The 23,147-nt window shown below is 60.3% G+C and carries 21 protein-coding genes; 9 read left to right on the forward strand and 12 right to left on the reverse strand.

Annotation, left to right across the window (positions count from 1 at the left end; translation table 11 throughout):
- Positions 1 to 171: 171 nt before the first annotated feature.
- From O3A94_02840 to O3A94_02870, 7 genes are all read left to right on the forward strand, one after another.
- The gene (locus O3A94_02840) at positions 172 to 1,674 is read left to right on the forward strand and encodes a leucyl aminopeptidase (GenBank protein MDA1355186.1); all 1,503 of its coding nucleotides are present in this window, start codon (positions 172 to 174) and stop codon (positions 1,672 to 1,674) included.
- 23 nt (positions 1,675 to 1,697) lie between these two features.
- Entirely contained in the window at positions 1,698 to 2,159 is a 462-nt protein-coding gene (locus tag O3A94_02845) for a DNA polymerase III subunit chi (protein MDA1355187.1), read from the forward strand.
- 97 nt (positions 2,160 to 2,256) lie between these two features.
- A complete protein-coding gene (gene ndk / locus O3A94_02850) occupies positions 2,257 to 2,679 on the forward strand; it encodes a nucleoside-diphosphate kinase (protein MDA1355188.1) in 423 nt (140 codons plus the stop codon).
- 171 nt (positions 2,680 to 2,850) lie between these two features.
- A complete protein-coding gene (gene clpS, locus O3A94_02855) occupies positions 2,851 to 3,177 on the forward strand; it encodes an ATP-dependent Clp protease adapter ClpS (GenBank protein ID MDA1355189.1) in 327 nt (108 codons plus the stop codon).
- A 28-nt stretch (positions 3,178 to 3,205) separates the two neighbouring features.
- Positions 3,206 to 5,536: an ATP-dependent Clp protease ATP-binding subunit ClpA gene (gene clpA, locus O3A94_02860; protein ID MDA1355190.1), complete on the forward strand. Its 2,331-nt coding sequence runs from the start codon at positions 3,206 to 3,208 to the stop codon at positions 5,534 to 5,536.
- 98 nt (positions 5,537 to 5,634) lie between these two features.
- A complete protein-coding gene (locus tag O3A94_02865) occupies positions 5,635 to 6,762 on the forward strand; it encodes a CoA transferase (protein ID MDA1355191.1) in 1,128 nt (375 codons plus the stop codon).
- Positions 6,753 to 7,601 carry a TauD/TfdA family dioxygenase gene (locus O3A94_02870; GenBank protein MDA1355192.1) on the forward strand — a complete coding sequence of 283 codons (849 nt, stop codon included), beginning with the start codon at positions 6,753 to 6,755 and terminating at the stop codon, positions 7,599 to 7,601. The genes O3A94_02865 and O3A94_02870 overlap by 10 nt, the downstream gene beginning before the upstream one ends.
- A 53-nt stretch (positions 7,602 to 7,654) precedes the next feature.
- Here O3A94_02870 and O3A94_02875 read toward each other — a convergent pair whose 3' ends face one another.
- From O3A94_02875 to O3A94_02895, 5 genes are all read right to left on the reverse strand, one after another.
- A complete protein-coding gene (locus O3A94_02875; protein MDA1355193.1) occupies positions 7,655 to 8,227 on the reverse strand; it encodes a hypothetical protein in 573 nt (190 codons plus the stop codon).
- 13 nt (positions 8,228 to 8,240) lie between these two features.
- On the reverse strand, positions 8,241 to 9,443 hold the full coding sequence (locus tag O3A94_02880) for a GNAT family N-acetyltransferase (protein MDA1355194.1): 1,203 nt from the start codon (positions 9,441 to 9,443) through the stop codon (positions 8,241 to 8,243).
- A gap of 76 nt (positions 9,444 to 9,519) precedes the next feature.
- Positions 9,520 to 11,172 carry a thiamine pyrophosphate-binding protein gene (locus O3A94_02885; protein ID MDA1355195.1) on the reverse strand — a complete coding sequence of 551 codons (1,653 nt, stop codon included), beginning with the start codon at positions 11,170 to 11,172 and terminating at the stop codon, positions 9,520 to 9,522.
- Positions 11,173 to 11,189: 17 nt separating this feature from the next.
- Positions 11,190 to 11,657: a RidA family protein gene (locus tag O3A94_02890; protein MDA1355196.1), complete on the reverse strand. Its 468-nt coding sequence runs from the start codon at positions 11,655 to 11,657 to the stop codon at positions 11,190 to 11,192.
- A gap of 172 nt (positions 11,658 to 11,829) precedes the next feature.
- Positions 11,830 to 12,582: a GGDEF domain-containing protein gene (locus O3A94_02895; protein ID MDA1355197.1), complete on the reverse strand. Its 753-nt coding sequence runs from the start codon at positions 12,580 to 12,582 to the stop codon at positions 11,830 to 11,832.
- A gap of 351 nt (positions 12,583 to 12,933) precedes the next feature.
- Between O3A94_02895 and O3A94_02900 the strand changes: the two genes are divergently transcribed.
- On the forward strand, positions 12,934 to 13,680 hold the full coding sequence (locus O3A94_02900) for a DUF1849 family protein (GenBank protein ID MDA1355198.1): 747 nt from the start codon (positions 12,934 to 12,936) through the stop codon (positions 13,678 to 13,680).
- Between the two features lie 68 nt (positions 13,681 to 13,748).
- Here the strand turns inward: O3A94_02900 and O3A94_02905 are convergent, their stop codons facing one another.
- Positions 13,749 to 14,420: a hypothetical protein gene (locus O3A94_02905; protein ID MDA1355199.1), complete on the reverse strand. Its 672-nt coding sequence runs from the start codon at positions 14,418 to 14,420 to the stop codon at positions 13,749 to 13,751.
- A gap of 118 nt (positions 14,421 to 14,538) precedes the next feature.
- Here O3A94_02905 and O3A94_02910 point away from each other — a divergent pair, with 118 nt between their 5' ends.
- Positions 14,539 to 15,906: a PleD family two-component system response regulator gene (locus tag O3A94_02910; GenBank protein MDA1355200.1), complete on the forward strand. Its 1,368-nt coding sequence runs from the start codon at positions 14,539 to 14,541 to the stop codon at positions 15,904 to 15,906.
- 27 nt (positions 15,907 to 15,933) lie between these two features.
- On the opposite strand, the gene O3A94_02915 is transcribed toward O3A94_02910, so the two are convergent.
- From O3A94_02915 to topA, 6 genes are all read right to left on the reverse strand, one after another.
- Positions 15,934 to 16,404, reverse strand: a complete 471-nt coding sequence (locus O3A94_02915) for a tetratricopeptide repeat protein (GenBank protein MDA1355201.1) — start codon at positions 16,402 to 16,404, stop codon at positions 15,934 to 15,936.
- Between the two features lie 66 nt (positions 16,405 to 16,470).
- Positions 16,471 to 16,638 (reverse strand): 50S ribosomal protein L33, encoded by a 168-nt coding sequence (rpmG, locus tag O3A94_02920; GenBank protein ID MDA1355202.1) that lies wholly within the window; start codon positions 16,636 to 16,638, stop codon positions 16,471 to 16,473.
- A gap of 89 nt (positions 16,639 to 16,727) precedes the next feature.
- A complete protein-coding gene (locus O3A94_02925) occupies positions 16,728 to 17,921 on the reverse strand; it encodes an MFS transporter (protein ID MDA1355203.1) in 1,194 nt (397 codons plus the stop codon).
- Positions 17,922 to 17,936: 15 nt separating this feature from the next.
- The gene (locus O3A94_02930) at positions 17,937 to 18,197 is read right to left on the reverse strand and encodes a hypothetical protein (GenBank protein ID MDA1355204.1); all 261 of its coding nucleotides are present in this window, start codon (positions 18,195 to 18,197) and stop codon (positions 17,937 to 17,939) included.
- Positions 18,198 to 18,246: 49 nt separating this feature from the next.
- Positions 18,247 to 20,493, reverse strand: coding sequence for a ribonuclease R (gene rnr, locus O3A94_02935; GenBank protein ID MDA1355205.1), 2,247 nt, complete (start codon positions 20,491 to 20,493; stop codon positions 18,247 to 18,249).
- Positions 20,494 to 20,497: 4 nt separating this feature from the next.
- Positions 20,498 to 23,128 carry a type I DNA topoisomerase gene (gene topA, locus O3A94_02940; GenBank protein MDA1355206.1) on the reverse strand — a complete coding sequence of 877 codons (2,631 nt, stop codon included), beginning with the start codon at positions 23,126 to 23,128 and terminating at the stop codon, positions 20,498 to 20,500.
- Positions 23,129 to 23,147 lie beyond the last annotated feature (19 nt).

The raw sequence follows: 23,147 nt of genomic DNA on the forward strand, positions 1-23,147 counted from the left end.
CAAGTGGTTGAAGCGGCGAGCATAGGCGATCAATCCGCCAATTGCGAATGTCAGCATCAATCCGCCGCCGGTTGAGGAATGTCGCTTCACCAATAAGGCCACGCGGTATAGGTTCTGACGCCGGTCGCGAACAGCCGGCGCACCGGATTATCAATCAGCGACGAGGCTGCCATGAAGATCGGCTATTCCGAAATCTCCGTCCCCGAGACCGGCACACTCATTGTGGGCATTTTGGCAGAGGGCGAACTGACGCAAACCGCCAAAGAAATCGATGGGCGAATGTCCGGCGGGCTCACCCGCGCAATTTCCACCAGCGCACGGTTTTCGGGCAAGAAAGATAGCATCATGGCGCTGAATGCGCCGGCCGGGTTGGCACTTAACCGGGTGCTGTTGGTTGGCCTCGGCAAGGCCGGGGAAATCGACGCATTGCAAATGCAGGCGCTCGGCGGCCGTGTGGTTGGCGCCCTCAACAAATTCGGCGAAACCGAAGCGTCGCTCGTTCTCGATGCCCTAAAGGGGTGCCCGTTGAGCAATGAGCAGATAGTTACGGAAACGGCCTTCGGTGCCCGCCTCGGTGCCTACCGATTCGATAAATACCTTACCAAACAAAAGGAAGAAGAAAAGCCGACACTGGAGAGCCTGGTGTGCATGTCAGGTAATTCCGCAGCCGCACAAGCCGCTGCCGAACCGCGCCAACGCGTCGGTGACGGCGTGTATCTGACCCGTGATTTGGTGTCGGAGCCGAGCAACGTGAAATACCCGGCGGCCATCGTGGAAGATATCAAAGCCCTGACCGGCATTGGCATCAGTGTCGAGGTGTTGCATGAGGAGCGCATGCGCGAGCTCGGCATGGGCGCCCTACTGGGCGTTGGGCTGGGCAGCCGGCGCGACTCCTACATCGCCGTCATGCGTTGGAACGGTTCACCAAATGCCGACGAGCCGCCCGTCGCTTTCGTCGGCAAGGGTGTGACATTCGATACCGGCGGCATCTCCATCAAGCCGTCCGGCGGCATGGAAGAAATGAAATATGATATGGCCGGCGCCGGTGCGGTGATCGGCCTGATGAAGGCCCTGGCGGGGCGCAAGGCGCGCACCAATGCGATCGGGGTGGTCGGCTTGGTTGAAAACATGCCGGACGGCAATGCCCAGCGGCCGGGCGATGTGGTCACCACCATGTCGGGCCAGACCATCGAGGTGATCAACACCGACGCCGAAGGCAGGTTGGTGTTGTCCGATGCGCTCTGGTACACGCAGAAAACCTTTAAGCCCAAATTCATGGTCGATCTCGCCACCCTCACCGGGGCCATCGTCGTCAGTCTCGGCACCTATCAGGCCGGACTGTTCAGCAACAATGACGAATTGGCTGAGCGTCTTCTCGCCGCCGGCAAGGCGTCTGGCGAAGAACTCTGGCGCATGCCGCTTGGCAAGCGCTACGACAAGGACATCAATTCGGCCATCGCCGACATGAAAAATGTCGGCAAGGGACGCGAAGCGGGCAGCATCACCGCAGCGGCACTGCTGGAGCGCTTCGTCGGTGACACGCCATGGGCACATCTCGATATCGCTGGCATGGCATGGATGAAAGACGGCGACAATCCGTCAGTGCCGAAGGGCGCCTCCGGCTACGGTGTGTGCCTGTTGGACAGGCTGGTCGCGAAATATTACGAAACCTGAGACGCCTGCTAGAAGCGAAGCGGATGGCCGAGGTCGATTTCTATCAATTGCGCACGAGCCCGCTCGAAAGCGCGCTGCCGCGGCTTTTGCAAAAAGTGCTGAATGCCGGCCACCGGGTGCGCGTGGTCGGCGCCTCAGAAGCGCGTATGGACGCGCTCAATGCGGCGCTCTGGACCTTTGATCCGGCATCCTTTCTGCCGCATGGCGGTCCCGGCGACGGCGATGCCGAAAACCAACCAATTTACCTGACCAGCGAGTCCGCTGATGCCGCGGCGAACGAGAACGGCGCCGACGTTGTGGTGACGATCGATGGCGTTGAGCCGGTGTTTTTGGACGGTGTCTCGCGCTATCTCGATATGTTTGACGGCCATGATGATTCGGCGCTGCAGGCGGCGCGGCAGCGCTGGAAGCGGCGCAAAGACGAGGCGCACAGCCTAAATTATTGGCAACAGGGCGAAGGCGGGCGCTGGGAAAAGCTTGGCTAACGCCCAGGCGCAACGCCCAGGGCGGTTGGAATGGCCGGTTGAAGCGCATGGACGAAGCGTTTATAACGCGCCATCTTAATTTTCGGGAGTTTGCCACATGGCGGTCGAGAGAACGCTTTCCATCCTCAAGCCGGACGCGACCCGGCGTAATCTGACAGGCGCGATTAATCAGCGATTTGAGGACGCGGGCCTCAATATTGTCGCCCAGCGCCGCTTAAGGTTAACCGCGGAACAAGCAAAACAATTCTACGCCGTTCACGCCGAGCGGGCCTTTTACGGCGAACTTTGCGCCTACATGATCTCCGGCCCGATCGTCGCCCAGGTGCTGGAAGGTGAAAACGCCGTGCTTCGGAATCGTGAAGTCATGGGGGCGACGAACCCAGCAAACGCCGACGCGGGAACGATCCGCAAGGATTTCGGCGAATCCGTCGAGGCAAATTCCGCACATGGTTCGGATTCGCCGGAAAACGCAGCGATCGAAATCGCATATTTCTTTGCCGAGACTGATATCGTCGGATAGCTCGGCCGCGAGGAGCCGCTCTATATTGCGGCAGTACGATAATTCGATGATTTCCACGGCCTGCGCGCCCGCTTGTTTGGCGGGCGCGGCGACCCCATATGGCCAATGGCTGGGAGAGCTGTGTTACAATTCGCCACCGAACTCTTTCAGACAGCGGGCGATGAATCGAATATGACGGACAAGCGAAAAAACGATAGGCCGGGACAGGATACCGGAGTCTTGACCCGGACCAAGGCCGAAACCAAGAAACCATCGATGTATAAGGTCCTGTTGCTCAACGACGATTATACGCCGATGGAGTTCGTAATCGTGGTTCTGATGCGAATATTCGGAATGGGCCAGGACAAGGCGGCAGAAGTGATGCTGCATGTGCACCAGCGCGGTGTCGGCGTGTGCGGCGTTTATCCGTTCGAAGTGGCGGAGACCAAAGTGACGCAAGTGGTGGATTTTGCCCGGCGCAACGAGCATCCTCTGCAATGCACCATGGAAAAAGATTAACCTGACTCAGGATTAAGGCGGCACAGAAATGCTATCGACGGAACTCGAAAAGACCCTGCATCGGGCGTTGGCGCTGGCCACGGAGCGCCGCCATGAACTGGCGACGCTCGAGCATCTGTTGTTAGCGTTGTGCGACGATGTGGACGCGGTGGCGGTGCTCAAGGCTTGCGGCGTGGATGTCGAGAAACTGCGCCAGGACCTGATGACCTTTGTTGACAATGAACTCGATAACTTGTCCAGCGAGGCCGGCGAAGACGCGGCGCCGACCACTGGTTTTCAGCGAGTTTTGCAACGCGCGGTGCTGCATGTGCAATCATCGGGCCGCGGCGAAGCGACGGGCGCCAATGTTCTTGCCGCGCTGTTCACAGAGCGCGAATCACATGCCGTTTACTTTCTACAAGAGCAGGATATGACGCGCCTCGATGCGGTGAATTACATTTCCCACCGCATCGCAAAGGTCGCCGGGCAAGGGCGCGAAGGCGGCGAGGTCTCCGGCGTCGACGAAGAGTTTATGGGCGAATCCGAGGTCAAGCGGGGCGGTGAAGCGCTCGATGCCTATTGCGTCAACCTCAATGCCAAGGCGGAGAGCGGCAAGATTGACCCGTTGATTGGACGCGAGGATGAAGTCGAGCGCACGATTCAGATATTGTGCCGGCGCACGAAAAATAACCCGCTATATGTCGGCGATGCCGGTGTCGGCAAAACCGCCATTGCCGAAGGCCTGGCGCGCCGTATCGTCGAGGGTGCGGTGCCCGAAGTTCTCCGCAGCGCGACCATTTTCTCGCTTGATATGGGCGCGCTGTTGGCCGGCACGCGCTACCGCGGCGATTTTGAAGAACGCGTCAAGGCGGTGGTCGACGAGCTCGAAGCACATGAGGGTGCAATTCTGTTTATCGACGAGATTCACACGGTGATCGGCGCAGGAGCCACGTCAGGCGGTGCGATGGACGCGTCGAACCTGCTGAAGCCGGCGCTGCAAGGCGGCTCGCTGAGTTGCATCGGCTCCACCACATACAAGGAATACCGCAATTTCTTCGAGAAGGACCGGGCGCTGGTGCGGCGTTTCCAGAAGATCGATGTGGTCGAGCCGTCGATAGAGGATACCGTCAAGATTCTGCGCGGCCTCAAGCGCTACTACGAGGAATTTCACGACGTGCGCTACACCAACGAGGCGTTGCGCGGGGCGGTGGAATTGTCGAGCCGTTACATGAACGACCGTAAACTGCCCGACAAAGCGATCGACGTGATCGATGAGGTTGGTGCGGCGCAGCGCCTGAAGCCAGAATCAAAGCGCCGCAAGCGCAAAACCATCGGGCTCAGAGATATCGAGACGATCATCGCCAAAATGGCGCGCGTGCCGGCGAAGAATGTCAGCCATGGCGATATGCAATCGCTCAAGACGCTCGAGCGCGATCTGAACACCGTGGTGTTCGGTCAGGAAGATGCGCTGCGCCAGGTGGCGGCGGCGATCAAACTGTCGCGCGCCGGCCTTCGAGATACCGAGAAGCCAATCGGCTGTTATCTGTTCTCCGGCCCGACCGGCGTCGGCAAAACAGAAGTGGCGCGTCAATTGTCGCATACGCTGGCGATCGAGCTGATCCGTTTCGACATGAGCGAATATATGGAGCGCCATTCGATTTCGCGCCTGATCGGTGCACCGCCGGGCTATGTCGGCTTCGATCAGGGCGGTCTTCTGACGGACGGCGTGGACCAGCATCCGCACGCCGTCTTGCTGCTCGACGAGATAGAGAAAGCGCATCCGGACCTGTTCAACGTACTTCTTCAGGTGATGGATTACGGCAAGCTCACCGACCATAACGGCAAGACGGTCGATTTTCGCAACGTCATTCTGATCATGACGACCAACGCGGGTGCGGCGGAGCTCGCCAAGCCAGCCATTGGCTTCGAGAGCGGCGAGCGCATGGGCGACGATGAAGAAGCGATCAAACGCATGTTCTCGCCCGAATTTCGCAACCGGCTCGACGCCGTCATCGGCTTCAAGAGCCTGCCGTCAAAAGTTATGGCGAAGGTGGTCGATAAATTCATCATGCAATTGGAAGATCAGCTTGCCGATCGCGGTGTCGAAATCGACCTTAGCGAGGCGGCGAGAGGATGGCTCGCCAAAAAGGGCCACGATCCAGCCTTCGGCGCCCGGCCGCTGGCGCGAGTTATCCAGGAACAGGTCAAGAAGCCGTTGGCCGACGAACTTCTGTTCGGCAAATTATCGCGCGGCGGGCGCGTGGCCGTCGATGTCAAAGCGGGCGAACTCAGCTTTACCTTCCCCGACCCAGAACCCGGCAATAAGCCGCCCGACAAGAAAAAGGGCGGCGGCAAGAAAGTCGGCGAACTGGTCCGTTAAACTGCGTCTAAACGCAGAATAGCTTCTAAAGATTGACGCCGCCGTTCGGGCGGGGTTTCCTGTAGCGGTAATATTTTACCGCCTCAGGGAGCATATTCGTGTCCTTTTCATTTCTCGACGGCGTGCGGGTTATCGACCTTAGCCAGTATGTCCCCGGCCCCTACGCGACACTTCTGTTGGCCGATATGGGCGCCGACGTGGTCCGCATCGAGCCCGTGGGCGGCGAGCCGATGCGCCGCTTCGGCCCACCGGACGCGGACGGTATCTCGGTCTGGTACAAGGTGGTCAATGGCTCGAAAACCGTGCTCGAAATCGATCTCAAGAGCGCCGCTGGAAAGGCCGATTTAGAACGCCTGATCCAAGGGGCAGATGCGATGCTCGAATCCTACCGACCCGGCGTTATGGATCGCTTGGGCTTCGGCCAGGCGCGCATTCAGGAGCTAAATCCGCGCCTGGTTTATTGTGCCCTCTCTGGCTGGGGGCAGACCGGTCCTTACCGCGAGCGCGCCGGCCATGATCTCAATTATATGGCACTGATGGGCGGGCTGGTGACCTCGGGCCCGGCCGACGCGCCGGCGATGGTTTACCCACAGGTTGCTGATTATTCGAGCGGCATCCAGGCGGCGCTCGCCATCGTCGGTGGCCTGATGGGGCGCGACCGGCCGCGTGGTGGCACCGGCAAGGGCTGCTTTATCGATACCAGTATCGCTGAGGCCGTCATCCCGTGGCAGATGTGGACGTTGACCGGCATGTTGCGCCCCGGCTTCGATATCAGCCGCGGCAATATCTATCTCAATGGCGGCACCGCGTTTTACAATATCTACCGCACCAAGGATGGCCGCTTTATGACCTTGGGCGCGGTCGAGGAGAAGTTCTGGCGGGCTTTTTGCGCTAGGGTCGAGCGGCCGGAATGGTGCGATCGGCAGTGGGAGGCGCCGCCTCAAGGCGGATTGATCGCCGAGGTTACGGCGCTGATCGCGGAAAAGACGATGGTCGAATGGGAAGCGCAATTCGCTGATGTCGATTGTTGCTTCGAGCGGGTACATGAAATGGCTGAGATGGCCGAGCACCCGCATGTTAAGGCGCGCGGCATGGTGAAGCGCCATGACGGTCCCGATCCCTTCTTTGAAGTGCTTTATCCGGCCTGGGTCGATGGCAAGCCGCCTGAAGCGCGCGCGCCGGTGCGCTACCGGGAGGCAGCGGAGGTCATCGCCGAATGGACATGACGTTTGCGATCCAGCCGTCGGGCGCCGCATTGGGTGCGGAAATTCACGGGCTCGATCTCACCCGCCCGCTGACCGAGGCGGACGCGGCGGCACTGCGCCAGGCGCTGTTGCAACATGTCCTCCTGGTGTTTCCGGAGCAGCATCTGACGGCGGGCCAATTGGCCGATTTCTGCCGCTGCTTCGGGCCGATTACGCGCCATATCCTGGATCAGTTTCACCATCCCGAGGAGCATGATCTGTGCATCATTTCCAACGTGGTGGAGAACGGTAAAGGCCGCACCACGGCACGCACGGCGGGGAGCTATTGGCATTCCGACCTGTCCTACCTGGCCGAGCCGGCCGAGACCTCGATGCTCTACGGGATTGAGGTGCCGGAAACGGGCGGTGACACGCTGTTCTGCAACATGTATGCCGCCTATGACGCGTTGCCCGAGGCGATGCGGGCGCGGGTCGCTGGGTTGACGGCGGTGCACAACATCATGAGCGGCACCGGCGCCGATGCCAAAGTCCCGCTCACGGAAGCACAGCGCGCCAAAGTGCCGGACGCAATCCACCCGATTGTGCGCCGCCATCCCGAGACCGGTCGTGACGCGCTATTCGTCAATCCCGGTTTTACCCGGCGGGTTGTGGAACTAGATGCGGCGGCGGGCGGCGCGCTGCTCGAACAGCTCTTCGCCCATGCCACCCAGGCACGTTTTACCTATCGTCATAAATGGCATGCCGGGGACGTCACCCTGTTTGACGGTCGCGCCTCGATGCACTCAGCGACCGGCGGCTACACTAATGCCGATCGCCGTACCCTGTGGCGCGCGTTTATGGGCGGCCGCTACGCGGCCTGAATTGAGACCTTCCCGTTGAGGAGGAAGGGCCTGTCAGTTATGTGAATGAGGCCTTAATCTTGCAAGCCAAGAGCCTCACGTACGGCTGCCGCACGGCGCCCTTTCAGGCCAGCGGTGCGGCCCTCTTCGTAAGCTTGTTCGGGCGCCATGCCGCGATATGCACGGTAGATCGCCCACATGGCGCCGGCGCGGTTGGCGAGCAGGCCGTGGAATAACAGGGGCAGGTTTTTCTCGTCTTCGACGATGCGCGCGAAGGCGGCGGTTTCAGCTTTAGACGGGATGGCATAGCCCATGGGGACGTTGAAATAGCGCATGCCGCGCGCCTCGACTTCGAGGCGCTCGTCCTCCGTGCCTTCCTCCGGCACGCGCAAATCGAGCACCGATTTGAAGCCCAATTGGCTGAGGCGGCCATAGCCGCTCATGTTGATAAGGCCGCTCGACGCGATGTTCACCGTGCGCCGATCGTAGCGGTTTACCAGGCTGCCGACTTCTTCGGCGAACGGCACCTCGCCGGTGGATTTCCCCGGCAGGAGCACGGCAATTGCGACCACGATCAGCGCGCCCGCCAAAAACTTAAATCGCGTCGGACGGGCGCGAATAAAGGTGGTTAGAGATTTTGGCCGCATGGTCCGACGAGTCTCATTGCGTGTCCTTGCGAAATGGGCTGTGTGCGCCGAGCGCGTTGATTTCCCAGTCCACTTGCTGCGTCTCGCGTTGGAGATAATCCTCTATGGCGTCGCGGAACGAAGGGTTGGCGATCCAATGGGCGCTGTAGGTGGGACAGGGTAAATAGCCGCGCAGCAATTTATGCTCACCCTGTGCGCCCGCTTCAACGCGCTTCAACCCGCGCGCAATTGCGTAGTCGATGGCTTGATAATAGCACAGCTCGAAATGCAGGAATTTGTGATATTCCACGGCGCCCCAATTGCGGCCATAGAGTGTATCGCCGCTCATCAAATTGAGGGCGCCAGCGATCGGTCGCCCGGCGTTTTCGGCGATCATCAGTACGACCTGGTCGCCCATGTTTTGGCTGAGCAGGCTGAAAAATTCGCGCGTCAGGTAAGGCATGCCCCATTTGCGGTTGCTGGTTTCCTGATAGAAGCGAAAGAACGCGTCCCAATGCTGTTCCTGGATATCATCTCCGGAAAGCGCGCGAATGCTGAGACCCTCGGCCAACGCCTCGCGCCGTTCGCGCCGGATTTGCTTGCGCTTGCGAGAGGCTAAACCGGCGAGGAAATCTTCGAAGCTGTCATAGCCGTCATTGTCCCAGTGGAACTGCATGCCGGTGCGCTGTAGGAGGCCGGCCTCCTGCATGAGCTCCGCTTCCTGTTTGTTGGGGAAGGTAACGTGGAGCGACGAGGCGCCGATCTTGTCTGAACATTGAATACAAGCGGAGAGCAAAGCGCCCTGCAGCGCCGCGGTCTCTTCGTCGTTTGCCGTGGCGCCGGCGCGGATCAACAGACGGGGGCCGGTCGCCGGAGTGAACGGCACAGACACCTGCATCTTCGGATAATAGCGCCCGCCGGCGCGCTGAAAGGCATCGGCCCAGCCATGGTCGAAAACATACTCGCCCTGCGAATGGTTTTTGAGATACATCGGAACGGCGCCAACCACCGTGCCATGGCTATCCTTCAACACGACATGTTGGCCGAGCCAGCCGGTCTCGGCGGTGGCCGAGCCGCTCTCCTCCAGCGCCGAGAGAAAGGCGTGACGGACGAAAGGATGGCGATCGGGCACGCAGGCGTCCCACGCTTCGGCCGTGACGTCGCTGAGCGACGTCAAAATATGGGCCTCAAGCGCCAATGCTGGATCGGAATCGGCGGGCGGTGGGGAGACGGTCATAATTTTAGCCGCCCGCTTGGGCGTGCATTCACGCGAATACAAATTAGCCCGGCGGTGAGTTCGAACAAGGCCAGCCTCAGGATTCGAGCTTCAATCCCGAAGCGGCCAAATCGCGCAAATCCGTTTTTAAATGGATCAGCGCCGGCCCGCCATGGGCGAGCGCCGCGTCGAGCGCGGGCGCGAATTGTTCGGTTCGGGTGACGCTCCAGGCCTCTACGCCCCAGGCGCGCGCGGCGGCGGCAAAGTCCGGGCTTTTCAGATTCACCCCGAAGCGATTTTCCTCGCCGAAGCGTTGGACCTGATGCATGGCAATGGTGCCGTAAGCGCTGTTGTCGCAGACGATCACTTTGATCGGCAAATTCTGTTCGACGGCGGTAACCAATTCCTGCCCGGTCATCAAAAACCCGCCATCGCCGACCAAGGCGACGACCGTTTTGCCTGGCCGGGCAAGCTGTACGCCAATCGCCCCGGGCACGGCAAATCCCATAGACCCAGCCGCGGGGCCAGCCTGCGCCTGGCGGTGTTTGAACGGCAGAAACCGGTGCAGCCAGGTAGCGAAATTGCCGGCATCGTTGGTCACCGTGCAATCATCGGGCAGTTTCTGGCCGAGCACGGCCATCACCTGGTTCATATCGACAGCGCCGAGTGCTGCGCCTTCGGGCGCAACGGCCCAGGCTTGGTATTTCTCGCGCTGGGCGCGCCGCCAGGCCACGCGCGCCTCCGGAGGCGGCGTAGTGAGGGCCTTGCTCAATGCCGTCAGTGCCGCGCCGCAATCGGATTTCAGCGCCACGTCGGGGGCGTTGACATCGAGCACTGCGCGGTCGGGATAGATGTGGATGAGAAGCTGTTCCCGGCTCACCAATCCGAAATCCATAGTGGTGGCGGCGTCGAGCCGGGTGCCGGCGGCGATGACGAGATCGACGTCATCCCACATCTCTTTTTGATAGGGCGCCAGCGCTAGGGCGAAATGGCCGAGACAAGCGGGGTGGTCGGTCGGAATCACACCCTGACGGCGAAACGCGGCGCAAAGACCGGCGCCGGAAGCTTCGAGAAACGTTTCGAGTGCCTCATTGGCGGCCTCGAAATTCACCATTTCGCCGGCGATCACGACCGGGTGGCGTGACGCCTTGATCATTTCGGCGGCACGGGCGATGGCGTCGTCATCCGCCGCAAAGGCGGGGCGCGGAACGGGCGCCGGAATTTCCTTGGTCTTACTTTCGCTGGTGGTGACGTTCTCTGGCAGAACGACGACGACCGGTCCCGGCCTTCCGTCTACCGCCAGGGTGAGCGCCTTGTGGGTGATATCTGCCACCTCGCTCGCCGTAAAGGCCTGCATCACGCCCTTTGTGAGGGGGCCGAACATCATATGGTAATCGACCTCCTGAAAAGCCTCGCGGCCAAGCTGGTGAGTCGGCACCTGGCCGATGAAGAGCACCATTGGCGTTGAATCTTGGCGCGCCGTATGCACCCCGATGGCGGCGTTTGAGGCGCCAGGCCCGCGTGAGACGAAGGCGATTCCAGGCTTGTTGGTCATGCGCGCATGGGCGCAAGCGGCAAAGCTCGCGCCCGATTCATGCCGATTGACGACAAGATGAATCTCGTTCTGATGCTCGCGCAGGGATTCAATGACGCCGAGATAGCTTTCGCCCGGCAGGCAAAAGGCGGTATCGACGCCATGTGCGATGAGGGTCTCGACGAGCGCCTGTCCGCCGGTAAATATTTTGGTCATGTCGTTCCTTTGACCCTTCAGTCTATTTCCCAAACCGATTCCACTTCCACCGCACAGTTGAGCGGTAGGGCGGTGACGCCGACGGCGGCGCGGGAATGTTTGCCGACATCGCCGAAAATCTCGCCGATCAGCTCCGACGCGCCATTGCCGACGCCGGGCTGGCCGGTGAATTCCGGCGTGCTGGCGACATAGATACGCAAGGAAACGCAGCGCTTAACGCGGTCGAGATTGCCGCCGCAGGCGTTCTTCAAATGCGCCAACATGTTGAGCGCGGAGTTGCGCGCCGCTTGTTGGCCCTGTTCGGGCGTGAGGTCGGCACCCACTTTGCCGGTCGAAGAATCATCGCCGGCCAAAAGCGACACCTGACCGGAAATGAATACCAAGTTTCCCGTTTGAACATAGGGAACATAGGCGGCGACTGGGGCCGGCGGCTCCGGTAGTACAATACCCAATTCAGCCAAGCGAGCGTCTATTCGACCGGACATGATGGTGATCTCCCCGTGATAAATGATCTCTGTGGCGTATGCCGCCGGGAGAATAGCTTCTCGCGTCTGGCGATGCCACTGCAGCCGTCAAACCGGGGAAACACCGCCGGCGCGGCGCTGAGGCGCCACGCCGGGGGTGGAGATCGTCGAAAGCGAGGCCGAGACTGAGCGGCTAGTCGGACTCACCGGCATGAGGGCCAAGGAGCAAGCTATGGCCGCTGCGCGCCCGCTCCCGCATGTTGTGGTGCTTTTTTTGGTACATGGCTCGGTCGGCGCGGGCGAATAAGCTTTCGCCATCGTCATTCATGTCGAACTTGGCGATGCCGACGCTGCCGCGCACCGGTATTGCTGCGCCGCCGAAATTGACAAAATGCTCGTTGAGCATCACTTCGATTTCCTCGGCTCGGGCGATGCCTTTCTCGCCGCTACATTTGGCGAGAAGAATAGCGAATTCATCGCCGCCGATGCGCGCCACACTGTCGTTTTCGCGAATTTGTAACTGCAACAGCTGTCCGATCGTGCGCAGCACCCGGTCGCCGGCGAGATGGCCATAGACATCGTTGATGGTTTTGAAATCGTCGAGATCGATCAGCGCGAGTACGCCGCATTCCCCATAGCGCCGGGCATTGGCTAAGGCGCGCCTCAACTCGCGGTCGAAGCCGCGTCGGTTCATCAGGCCGGTGATCTCGTCGGTCAGCGTAAGCATTTCCAACAGAGCGATGCGCCGGCTCTGTTCGGCTAGACGCTGTTCGGCCTCCGTTGCCACCGCGAGCGCGCGTTCCAACAGGCCGCGTTGATCGGCATCTGCGCGGTCGCCTTTGTCACGAATGGACTTCAGTAGCTTCTCGGCGATCGCACCGACGCTAATCGCGAGATCAGATCCTGGTTTTGGAAAATTCTCTATCGTCTTTGTCGAATGGGCCATGCCACACGCTCCTTCAGCAATATTGCTCTTCAAAGCCGCAATCGCGCGGCGACGCATATATGGTCCGTGCGGTGCAAGCGGCATGCCAAAAATTTACTGTACTAAATCAATAAGTTGCAGAGGCGATATCGGCTGGCGGAAAATATTGCAGCCTGCTCGCCGCGTGGGGCGGAATATTTGACCGCCCGAGCCGTCTTTACCGACCGCCTCCAATCATACATGCTGCGCGGCGCGCCACGACGTCCGGCGCGAGTCACAACAATCGCGACGGCGGAGACGATGAGACGGACAAGAGCGCTAATTCTGACTCTATGCCTTGCGGCCGGGGGATGGTTGTCGGGAGCGACTCTGGTGGCCGCCGCTGAGAAATGGTTCACGCCGCACCGCGGCCTCTATCGGATGTCCCTTGCCACCGCCGAATCATCGAGCGGTATCATCGGCGCTTCCGGGGAAATGTATTTCGAATGGGTGGATGCCTGTGACGGTTGGAATGTGAATCAACATACCAACCTCACCCTGGCCACTTCGCAGGATACAAATAACCAAATCGGTCTGACTTTTTCGGGTTGGGAATCCAAGGACGGCAGCAAACTGCGCTTTCAATCCAGTCAATTCGCCAATGGCGGCGTGACCGAAAGCATTGAAGGCGAGGCGAGCTTGTCGGCCAGCGGCAGCGGTAAGGTGATTTATTCGAAGCCGAATGCGGCCGTGGCGACCCTGCCGAAGGGCACGCTGTTTCCGAGCGAATATTCGCGTCGCATGATAGCGCGCATGCGCGCTGGCGAGAGCGGCTACTCGGCATTGATGTTCGACGGTTCGACCTCCGAGGGAACCTACGAGGTATCGGCCGTTTTCGCCGCGCCGCGGGGACACGCGCTGCCAGGTGCTGAGGCCGGGGATGGAGCGGTGGACGAACAGGTATGGCCGGTCCGCATGGCTTATTTCCCGCTTCAGGGCGGCGATGTGGAGCCGGATTTCGAAGTCGGCGTGTTGATCAACGCACTTGGGGTCGCGCATCATTATGATATCGATTACGGCAACTTCGCCGTTCGCGCGGTGCTGGAACGTTACGAAGAGATCGCCGCGCCGGAGTGTTGATTGGGCCTTTGCCGAGCGGCGCTCTGCACAACGCCCAAATCGTCTAAATTATCGGCGATCCACTCTACTCAATATCCCTTGGCCGCGAGGTCACGCTCGATCACATGGCGGGCGGAGGGCCATGTATCGGTGCGGTAATCACAATGTGCCGCCGGGCCGAGCAGGCCCGAGAGCCGGCGCTCGGCGATGAAATGTATGCGCACGGCTCGCGCAGCGTCGCGCGCGACCGAGCTATGGTGGCGTGGGCTGTCGTCGATGAAATAGAGCGGGGCTTGCAGACGTTCGGCGAACCAGGCCACGGCCGGGCCTTTGGAGCCATTGTTGGATATCACCGGATAGGGCACGCCCTGGCTGGCAAGCTGGCGTTGGCGTGCCGCCAGATGCGCGCTCCAAAGATTGGTCAGGACAATGATATCCGCCCGCGCGGAGAGCCGCTTGAGAGCTTCTGCCGCGCCGGCTACCGGTGCCAGCGTCGCAGCGTGGCCGGCATAGAATTCTTCAATAAGCGCGCGCACCCGGTCTTTAGAGACTTCGCTGCTGTCAGTGCGCAAACGGACATTGCCGTCCAAGGCGTAGGAGCGCCACAGATAGAAATAGCCGCAGCCGTGCAGGAAGCGCTCAAACGCCGCCAGGAAGGCGAGTAGAACTTCATCCGCGTCACACAAAATAAGCGGCTTGGCGGGATCGAGGTCGAGCGCCGCGAGCTGGATGCCGACTTCGCCATAGATCGAATTCATCATAACTATAACTTAACCATCAGACGGTAGACTTTCTGCTGCACAGACATGATCCATGTTGAATTCCGCGAGGTGTCGGCATTTCGACTTCGCTATCAACTTGAGGCAGTAGAGCAACAAGATGTCCGCACGTGTCCTCGTTGTCGATGATATTCCTGTTAATGTCAGGTTGCTGGAAGCCAAGCTTTCGGCGGAATATTATGAAGTCATCACCGCCAGCAGCGGTGCCGAGGCGCTGGAAATAATACTAAAAGGGCCGCCCGATCTCGTCCTCCTCGATGTGATGATGCCGGAGATGGATGGGTTTGAAGTGTGTCGGCGGATCAAGGCTAATCCGGCAACTGCGCTCCTTCCGGTGATCATGGTGACGGCGCTGAGCGACCAATCGGACCGTGTGGCCGGCCTCGAAGCTGGCGCCGATGATTTTCTCACGAAACCGGTGCGCGACCTGGCGCTGTTTGCCCGGCTGCGCTCGCTGTTGCGGGTGAAATTCCTGTTGGATGAGCTCCGCCTGCGTGAAGAAACATCGCGCCAGATGAATATTTTGCGCGATGTTGAAAACCGCAACGAACTGTTGCTGGGCAAGCGCGTTCTGTTCGTTGGTGAAGACTCCTCAGAGGGCGATCTGATTGCCGAGATATTCGATAAGACCAGCCACGTGGACGTGCTGTCAGATGCTATCGAAGCGATGCAGAAAGCGCTGGAAGAGAGCTACCACATGGTGTTCGTAAGCCTCAGCTTGATTGGCAGTGATCCGCTGCGTCTCTGTTCACAGCTGCGCTCAAATTTGTCGACGCGCTATATCCCGATCCTGGTTATCGTTGAAAATTCGGAACTCGAATTGGTGAGCAAGGCATTAGAATTGGGCGTTAGTGACTATATCATTCGGCCGATAGATTTGAGCGAAGCGCGAGCCCGGTCGCTGACGCAAGCTAGGTACCGGCACTATCATGAAGAATTGCGCGGCGCCTTAGAAAACAGCATCGACATGGCGTTCACAGACGGGCTTACGGGGCTCTATAACAGGCGATACGTCACCCGCCATCTCGCCGGACTCGCTAAGGATCGAAGCGCTGAAAATCGTAATATCGCGCTGATCATGGTCGACATAGATCATTTCAAGATGGTCAATGACACTTTCGGGCACGATGTCGGTGACCAAGTGCTGAAAGAGTTATCCGGGCGCCTGCAGTTGAACGTGCGCGGCCAGGATTTGGCCTCGCGCCTGGGTGGAGAGGAATTTCTCATCGTGATGATCAATGCCAACGAAGCAAGTGCGCAGTTGGTCGCCGAGCGAATTCGCAACGATATCGCCAGTGTGCCCTTCAAGGCCGCCACGCCGAGAGGGAGTATCGATGTGACGGTGAGCGTCGGCGTGGCAATGCGCGAAAGCTCATCCGAATCTCCGGATCAGCAATTGAAACGCGCCGATGAAGCGCTTTACGCGGCAAAGCGTGGCGGGCGGGATTGCGTCGTCATCGCCGCTTGAAGGCGGCCGCCAGCAACATTTTTGTCCTTACTCGGGCGCCTTTAACGTGAGGCTCAAGGCTTCGGCCTGCGAGACTTGATCGGGCGTGAGCGCCGCACCGACAGCATCACGCGCCCGGGCAGCATTTGCGTGCCCATCCAACGTAGCACGGTGCAGCCAGGCATAGGCACGCACCGCGTCGCGCGGCACGCCGCGGCCATCGATATACATAGACCCGAGGAGCACTTGGGCGCTGGTTAGCCCCGCACGCGCCGCCTGTTCATACCACGCTGCGGCGTCTTCATGCTGGTTCCGGGATTGAGCAAGAACAGCCATGCCAAAGGCGGCATGATAGTCGCCCTCTTCGGCGAGCGGCCGCCAGATGGCTTCGGCTTGATCATGGTTGCCTGACGTATAAGCCTTCCAGCCCGGTGTCGGCTCAGCTTTGGCCAAACTTGCGGCGGTGAAAGCGAGTACTACGGAGAGCAGGAAGGCGGGGAGGATCGAACGTGAGGACAAACGCCACCTTCCTCTTAGGGCCGAGAAAGAACGGCGCGTCGCTGATGGCATGGCGCCAGGCGCCCGCTACTTTATTTTGGCTTCTTTAAACTCGACATGCTTGCGCACGACGGGGTCGAATTTACGCAGCAACATTTTTTCGGTCTGCGTTTTCGGGTTTTTCCGCGTCGTATAATAAAAGCCTGTGCCAGCAGAGCTGACGAGCTTGATTATGATGCTGCTTGCCTTGGCCATGGTCTAAATTCTGAGTTCTTTCAGGGCAGATATCCGAGCGGACAATACAGCCCGTCTGAACTCTGTCAAGTGTAGCTGCGCCGCCGGAGTTAAGTGCCGTTGCGCCGCCGGATGCCGAGAAAAAGCGCGAGCGCCAATACCAGACAAAAAGCACCAATTATTAAGACGTTGAGGCCAAACGGGTCCCAGATATCGATCGCGCCACCGCCGATCAGCGGTCCGATGGTCGAGCCGATGGCGAGTATCATGGCGAACAGCGTGATCGCGGCGGCTAGCTCGCCGCCCGTGTAGCGGGCTCCGAGAATAGCCAGGGATACGGTGTAGAGACCGACCATCGAGCCGCCCACGACGAACAAGCAAATCCACATCGCCCAGTCGTGGCCGAGTGAAATAGGCAAGAATATCGCCGCCACCGTACCGGCCACGGCGCAAATCAGCAGGACGTGCATGCGATCAATACGGTCAGCCAGCCAGCCGATCGGGAATTGCAACAGGATCGAGCCGGCGACGAGAACAGTTACCAGGACGGTCGAAGTTTGCTCGTTCATCCCAAGGTGCAAACCAAAGACCGGTAGCAGGGAAAGCGCCGAAGAATCGATTATGCCGAAAGCGAATACGGCGGCGACCAACAGCGGCGTCGCCAACAGCACGGTCCGAGGGCGCAGTTTTCCCGCGGCCTCCATCGCCGGTGCCGGGCCGTAGGCGAAGGCCAACGGCAGGACAGCGCTGGCGAAGATGGCGGCGCCGATAAATATAGGCAGCGTGCCGTCGCTTCCAATCAGCCCGACCAGCAACGCCCCGACCGCCATACCGCCGGTAATGGCGGTGCCATAGATGCCGATCATACGCCCGCGGCGTGCGGCGCTGGCGCCCTGAGTGACCCAGATATCGCTGGCGATGAGGACCAGGAAGATGGTGCCGCCGAGCACGAAGCGAAGCGGAAACCAGACATAGAGGGGATCGAAATATGCCAGCGCGCCGAGCGCCACGGCGCCAATCAGAATGCCCACGAACATCGCGTTCCTGAGGCCGAGAGCGCCGATCATGCGCGGCACCAACGGGCCGAACAAAAGAATGGCGGCCGATTCACTGGCGGCGCTCAGGCCGATCAAGGTGGAACCGATGCCGGCCTTTTCCATGATGATGGAGAGCAGCGGCAGGGTATAGCCGAACGTGAGGCCGACCAATCCGGCGCAGGCGATGACCGCGATCATGGCACGAACCGTCGTTTGACGTATTTCGCCATCCGCCGCCAGGAGCGTCGCAACCTTTTCTTGTGTCACGGTTGTGCGGTGCTTCTATTCGGGTGTGTAGCCGATCGCCGCGCGGCCCTGCGGCGTAATTCGACAAATGATCCAATCCGGTTTGATCGGGTTGTGGCGCCACGGCTCTGCCCATCCCGCACCGAGACAGGCCCGCACGGTGCGGCTTGAGATTTGCCGCCCTTCTCCGTCGAACAGCGGCAATTTTCCGCCTGGCTGCGCGATTGCGCGTTCCAGCCAGCGGCGTTGCGACGGCGTTGGTCTGGCCACGCCCGTCTCCCTTGTCTCCCGAACCATCCAAGGGTAGCGCAGCATTGGCGTCGGCGCCAGAGGTGGCTGGTTTCGGCTATTTTCCCCTGTGCCGTTTTCCGCCTTTGCGGGCCTTCCCGGCACGTCCACGCTTCTTCGACGGATCTCCTCCCGAGCGCTGTTTCCAAGGCTTTCCATTCAATTCGAGAAGTTCAAAGATCATGCCGCCGGTCAGCGCATTGGCGTCAGCGAGACGCACAACAACGCGGTCGCCGATCGAGACGTGCGTCGCGCCGAACGACAGGGAATGGCGGGCCGGGTCATGGCGTGGGCGTGCGGCGCCCAGGGAGCGCGCCGGAATCAGCCCATCCGCGCCAGTTTCGTCAAGCTCAACAAACAGCCCGAAGCGCGCCACACCCGAGACCCGACCGGGAAAATCAGCGCCGACATGCGTAGCCAGATAGGCCGTGGTGTAACGGTCGTTGGCGTCGCGCTCCGCCACGACGGCGCGCCGCTCGGTCTGCGAAATATGTGCACAAACTTCGGTAAATTCCGTTTCCACACCCGGCGGCAGGCCGTCTTCGCCAAAGCCCAGAGCGGTAATCAGGGCGCGGTGAACAAGCAAATCCGCATAGCGCCGAATGGGAGAGGTGAAATGGGCATAGCGTTTGAGGGCGAGGCCGAAATGACCAATATTATTAGGCGAATACTCGGCCCGCGCCTGAGCCCGCAGCACCAAAGTGCTGATGAGATGTTGGTTCGGCCCGTCTGTTGCTTTGGCGAGGATTTGATTGAGATTGAGCGGCGTGATGTGGCGGCTCTTCGACAGCTTAAGACCAAACCCGGCCAGCATTTCGCGCAGACCCTCCAGTTTGGCGTCGTCGGGCTGATCGTGTGTTCGGTAGACGCACGGCATCTTGTGCGCCTCCAGGGTTTCCGCCGCGGCCACATTGGCGGCGATCATGAATTCCTCGATCAGTTTGTGGCTGTCATATCGCGGCGCTTCGGAAATACGTGCGACGCTGCCGTCAGGCGCCAATTTTATCTCTCTCTCGGGGAGGTCGAGTTCGAGAGTCCCACGTTTTCGCCGTGCCACCTCGAGCGCCAAATAGGCACCGTAAAGCGGCGCGACTACGCCTGCCATCAAGGGCTCGAGCGTGTCGTCGGGGTGGCCGTCCAGAGCCTTTTGCAGTTGCGCGTAATTGAGGCGGGCGGCGGAGCGCATAAGAGCGCGGACGAATTCATGGCGCCGTATCTCGCCCTCCTGGGAGAGGTAGATATGCACGGCGAGGCAGGCGCGGTCCTCATCGGGCTTTAGCGAACAGAGGCCGTTGGAAAGCGCTTCGGGCAGCATCGGCACCACGCGGTCCGGGAAATAGACCGAGTTGCCGCGCTCGCGCGCGTCGTGGTCGAGCGCGTCGCGATGGCGCGCATAATGGGCGACGTCGGCGATGGCGATAAGAATATGCCAGCCGCCTGGATTGGCGGGATCGCTATCGGCCTCGGCCCAGACCGCATCGTCGAAATCGCGGGCATCGACCCCGTCGATGGTAACCAAGGGGACGGCGCGCAAATCCGTGCGCTTATCGAGCGCCGCCGGCTGCGCGGCTTCGGCCTGAGCCAAAGCGGCATCGGAAAAAAGGGTGGGGATAAAATTGGCGTGAATGGCGAGCAGACTGATGCTGTGCGGATCATTCATATTTCCGAGGCGTTCGGTCACGCGGGCGCGCGGCAGGCCGAGATGACGCCCCGACAGAATTTCTGCCAGCACCAGTTCGCCCGTCTCGGCGCCGGCGCAATGTTCGCTGGTGACGAGGTAATCGTTTCGCGCGCGGCGGTCCGCCGGTTGGATCCGTCCACCGTCGCGGTCGAGGCTAAAGAGCCCGATCACGCGCTTGCCGCCGGCTTCGAGCACGCGGATGGCCGTGGCCTGATAGCTGCCGTCGTCGAGATGCTCGAGGCGTGCCAGCACCCGGTCGCCGACGCCAAGCGCGCCTTGGCTCGGCGTTGCCGGCGTCATGTAGATAATTGGAATTTCCGTCGCGTCCGTCTTGTCGAGTGGGCGGGCGCGAAGTTCGCCGTCGGAATCGATCCGGTCGACCACTAGCACACAGACATTGGGTAGACTGCTTAGGCTTTGAGCGGGTCCACTCTTGCGATGGTCGAACACACCCTCTTCGCGCAGTGCACGCAATATCTCGCGCAGTTGCGTGCGCTGATCGCCGGTGATGGAAAATGCGCGGGCGATCTCACGTTTGCCGACGCGTCCACTGCTTTCGGCGATAAAACGGCGGATTTCGTCCTTGTCGGGAAACGGCGCGGCCTCGCGGCGCCTGGTCGGCACGGGCTTAGCTATTCCCGACGCTATCTTGGTTAGCGCCGACGGCCCCCTTGGCCGGGCTTTTTTTCTTCTTCGCGACGGGTTTCTTCTTGGCGCCAGTCTTTGCGGCGCTCTTCTTCTTTGCGGCGGGCTTCTTTTTTACGCTGCCTTTTTTCTTGCCAGCCTTCGCTGCCAGCAGCACCAAGGCTTCTTCGAGGGTGAGCGCGTTTTGATCCGCCCCCTTAGGCAAGGTAGCGTTTGTGCGTTTGTGCTGCACATACGTGCCGTAACGGCCTTCCTTCATGGTCACCGGCGCGTCGTCGTCGGGGTGCTTGCCGAGCTCACGTAGCACCGAGGCGCCGCGTGAGCTGACTTCGGCTAACAAACTAACCGCTCGATTAAGGCCAATGCTCAATATGTCGTCGTCTTTCTTCAACGATTTGAACTTGCCGTCATGTTTGACGTAGGGGCCGAAGCGCCCGATCCCAGCGGTGATCATCTTGCCGCCTTCGGGATGGGCCCCGACATCGCGCGGCAACGACAACAGGCCAAGTGCTGCTTCCAGATCGACGGTATCCGGCACCACGTCACGCGGCAGCGAAACGCGCTGCGGCTTGCTTTTACCATCTTCGGCGATTTCGCCCAATTGCAGGTAATAGCCGAAGGGCCCTTTACGGAGCGTAATCGCCAGCTTTGAATCCGGGTGGGTGCCGATTTCTCTCGGCCCGGTATCGGCGTCGCCGTCGCCGCTAAGCGGGCGCGTATGGCGGCACTCCGGATAGTTTGTGCAGCCGATGAACGGGCCGTGCTTGCCAAGTTTTAGATTAAGTCGGCCATCATCGCATGTCGGACAGAGGCGCGGGTCCTTGCCATCTTCGGAAACGGGAAACAAGTGCGGTGCCAATGTTTCGTCGAGAACTTCGATGACCTGGGTGATCCGCAGTTCCGAGGTTTCGTCAATGGCGCCTTTGAAATCGGTCCAGAATCCGGCGAGTACCTTGTGCCAATCGATCTGGCCGTCGGAAATACTGTCGAGCTCGGATTCAAGCGCGGCGGTGAAGTCATACTCCACATAGCGGCGGAAATAATTTTCCAGGAATACGGTGACGATGCGGCCGCGATCCTCCGGTATGAAGCGGCGGCGCTCGATGCGGACATAATTGCGGTCCTGGAGCACCGATATGATCGAGGCATAAGTGGAAGGCCGGCCGATGCCGAGCCGTTCCAATTCCCTCACCAGGCTCGCTTCAGAAAAGCGCGGTGGCGGCTCGGTGAAGTGCTGCTCTGGGATAACAGTGGCGAGGGAAAGTGCTTCATCCTTCTTCACTTGAGGCAGCCGGCGATCACCGTCCTCGCCAGCGGCGTCATCGCGGCCTTCCTGATAGAGGCGCAAAAAGCCGTCAAAGGCGATTACCGAGCCGGTGGCGCGCAATGTGTGTTTGCCGTCGCCGGGCTCGATTACGATGGCGGTTTGATCGATCTCGGCGCTCGCCATTTGGCTGGCCATGGTGCGTTTCCAAATCAGCTCATAAAGCCGGGCCTGATCGGTGCTGAGCATGCCACGCACCTTCTGAGGCAGCTGGCTGAGATCGGTCGGGCGAATAGCTTCATGCGCTTCTTGGGCGTTCTTAGCTTGGGCGCGATAGGTACGCACTGTATCCGGCACATAGCGTGCGCCATATTCACGTTCGATGGTGGCGCGCGCCTGCTGTAAGGCTTCCGCGGCAATATGGACGCCATCGGTCCGCATATAGGTGATCAGCCCGACGCGCTCCCCGTCCAGCGCCACGCCTTCGTATAATTGTTGCGCTACGCCCATGGTCTGGCGCGCCGTGAAGGACAGTTTGCGCGAGGCTTCCTGCTGCAAGGTAGAAGTGGTGAACGGCGGCGACGGATTGCGGTGGGTGCGCTTGGCTTCGACTTCCCGTACGGCGTGCTCGCCGGCTGCGACGCGATCGCGCGCGGCCATCGCGCGGGCCTCGTCCGCAAGGTCGAATTTGTCTAATCTTTTGCCGTCGAGATGGGTGAGGCGTGCTTCGATCTCATCGCCGGCGGCGGTCTTCAACTTGGCCGCGACGGTCCAATACTCGCGCGCGATAAACGCCTCAATCGCGGCCTCGCGCTCGCAAATTAGGCGCAGCGCGACCGATTGTACGCGCCCTGCCGAGCGCGATCCCGGCAGCTTTCGCCACAGGATCGGCGACAGCGTGAAGCCGACGAGATAATCCAGTGCGCGTCGCGCGCGATAGGCATCGATCAAGTCGTCATCGAGCTTGCGCGGATTGGCCATGGCGGCCAAGACGGCGGTTTTGGTGATTTCGGTAAACACGACCCGTTCGACGGCAATACCGTCAAGGAGATTGCGTCCCTTCAACTCGTCCATCACATGCCACGAGATGGCCTCGCCTTCACGGTCGGGGTCAGTGGCGAGATAGAGATGCTGGGCGTTCTTGAGCGCTTTTCCGATGGCGCGGATATTTTTTTCGGCGCCGTCCGAAACCATCCAGGTCATTTCAAAATTTTCGTCTGGACGGACGGATCCGTTCTTGGGCGGCAGATCGCGCACATGTCCATAGGAGGCCAGCACCACGTAATCTGGCCCCAAATATTTATTGATTGTCGAGGCCTTTGCGGGCGACTCGACGACGACGACATTCATGTAGCTAATATACTCGAAC

It is taken from the genome of Pseudomonadota bacterium, assembly GCA_027624955.1.
Lineage (GTDB): Bacteria > Pseudomonadota > Alphaproteobacteria > UBA828 > UBA828 > PTKB01.

Bases quoted from the DNA above. Each gene is read 5' to 3' on its own strand.
- O3A94_02870 (MDA1355192.1), top strand. From the start codon at position 6,753: ATGGACATGACGTTTGCGATCCAGCCGTCGGGCGCCGCATTGGGTGCG.
- ndk (MDA1355188.1), top strand. From the start codon at position 2,257: ATGGCGGTCGAGAGAACGCTTTCCATCCTCAAGCCGGACGCGACCCGG.
- topA (MDA1355206.1), bottom strand. From the start codon at position 23,128: ATGAATGTCGTCGTCGTCGAGTCGCCCGCAAAGGCCTCGACAATCAAT.
- O3A94_02885 (MDA1355195.1), bottom strand. From the start codon at position 11,172: ATGACCAAAATATTTACCGGCGGACAGGCGCTCGTCGAGACCCTCATC.
- O3A94_02905 (MDA1355199.1), bottom strand. From the start codon at position 14,420: ATGATGAATTCGATCTATGGCGAAGTCGGCATCCAGCTCGCGGCGCTC.
- O3A94_02910 (MDA1355200.1), top strand. From the start codon at position 14,539: ATGTCCGCACGTGTCCTCGTTGTCGATGATATTCCTGTTAATGTCAGG.
- clpA (MDA1355190.1), top strand. From the start codon at position 3,206: ATGCTATCGACGGAACTCGAAAAGACCCTGCATCGGGCGTTGGCGCTG.
- rpmG (MDA1355202.1), bottom strand. From the start codon at position 16,638: ATGGCCAAGGCAAGCAGCATCATAATCAAGCTCGTCAGCTCTGCTGGC.
- O3A94_02875 (MDA1355193.1), bottom strand. From the start codon at position 8,227: ATGCGGCCAAAATCTCTAACCACCTTTATTCGCGCCCGTCCGACGCGA.
- O3A94_02930 (MDA1355204.1), bottom strand. From the start codon at position 18,197: ATGGTTCGGGAGACAAGGGAGACGGGCGTGGCCAGACCAACGCCGTCG.
- O3A94_02845 (MDA1355187.1), top strand. From the start codon at position 1,698: ATGGCCGAGGTCGATTTCTATCAATTGCGCACGAGCCCGCTCGAAAGC.
- O3A94_02895 (MDA1355197.1), bottom strand. From the start codon at position 12,582: ATGGCCCATTCGACAAAGACGATAGAGAATTTTCCAAAACCAGGATCT.
- clpS (MDA1355189.1), top strand. From the start codon at position 2,851: ATGACGGACAAGCGAAAAAACGATAGGCCGGGACAGGATACCGGAGTC.
- O3A94_02880 (MDA1355194.1), bottom strand. From the start codon at position 9,443: ATGACCGTCTCCCCACCGCCCGCCGATTCCGATCCAGCATTGGCGCTT.
- O3A94_02890 (MDA1355196.1), bottom strand. From the start codon at position 11,657: ATGTCCGGTCGAATAGACGCTCGCTTGGCTGAATTGGGTATTGTACTA.
- O3A94_02840 (MDA1355186.1), top strand. From the start codon at position 172: ATGAAGATCGGCTATTCCGAAATCTCCGTCCCCGAGACCGGCACACTC.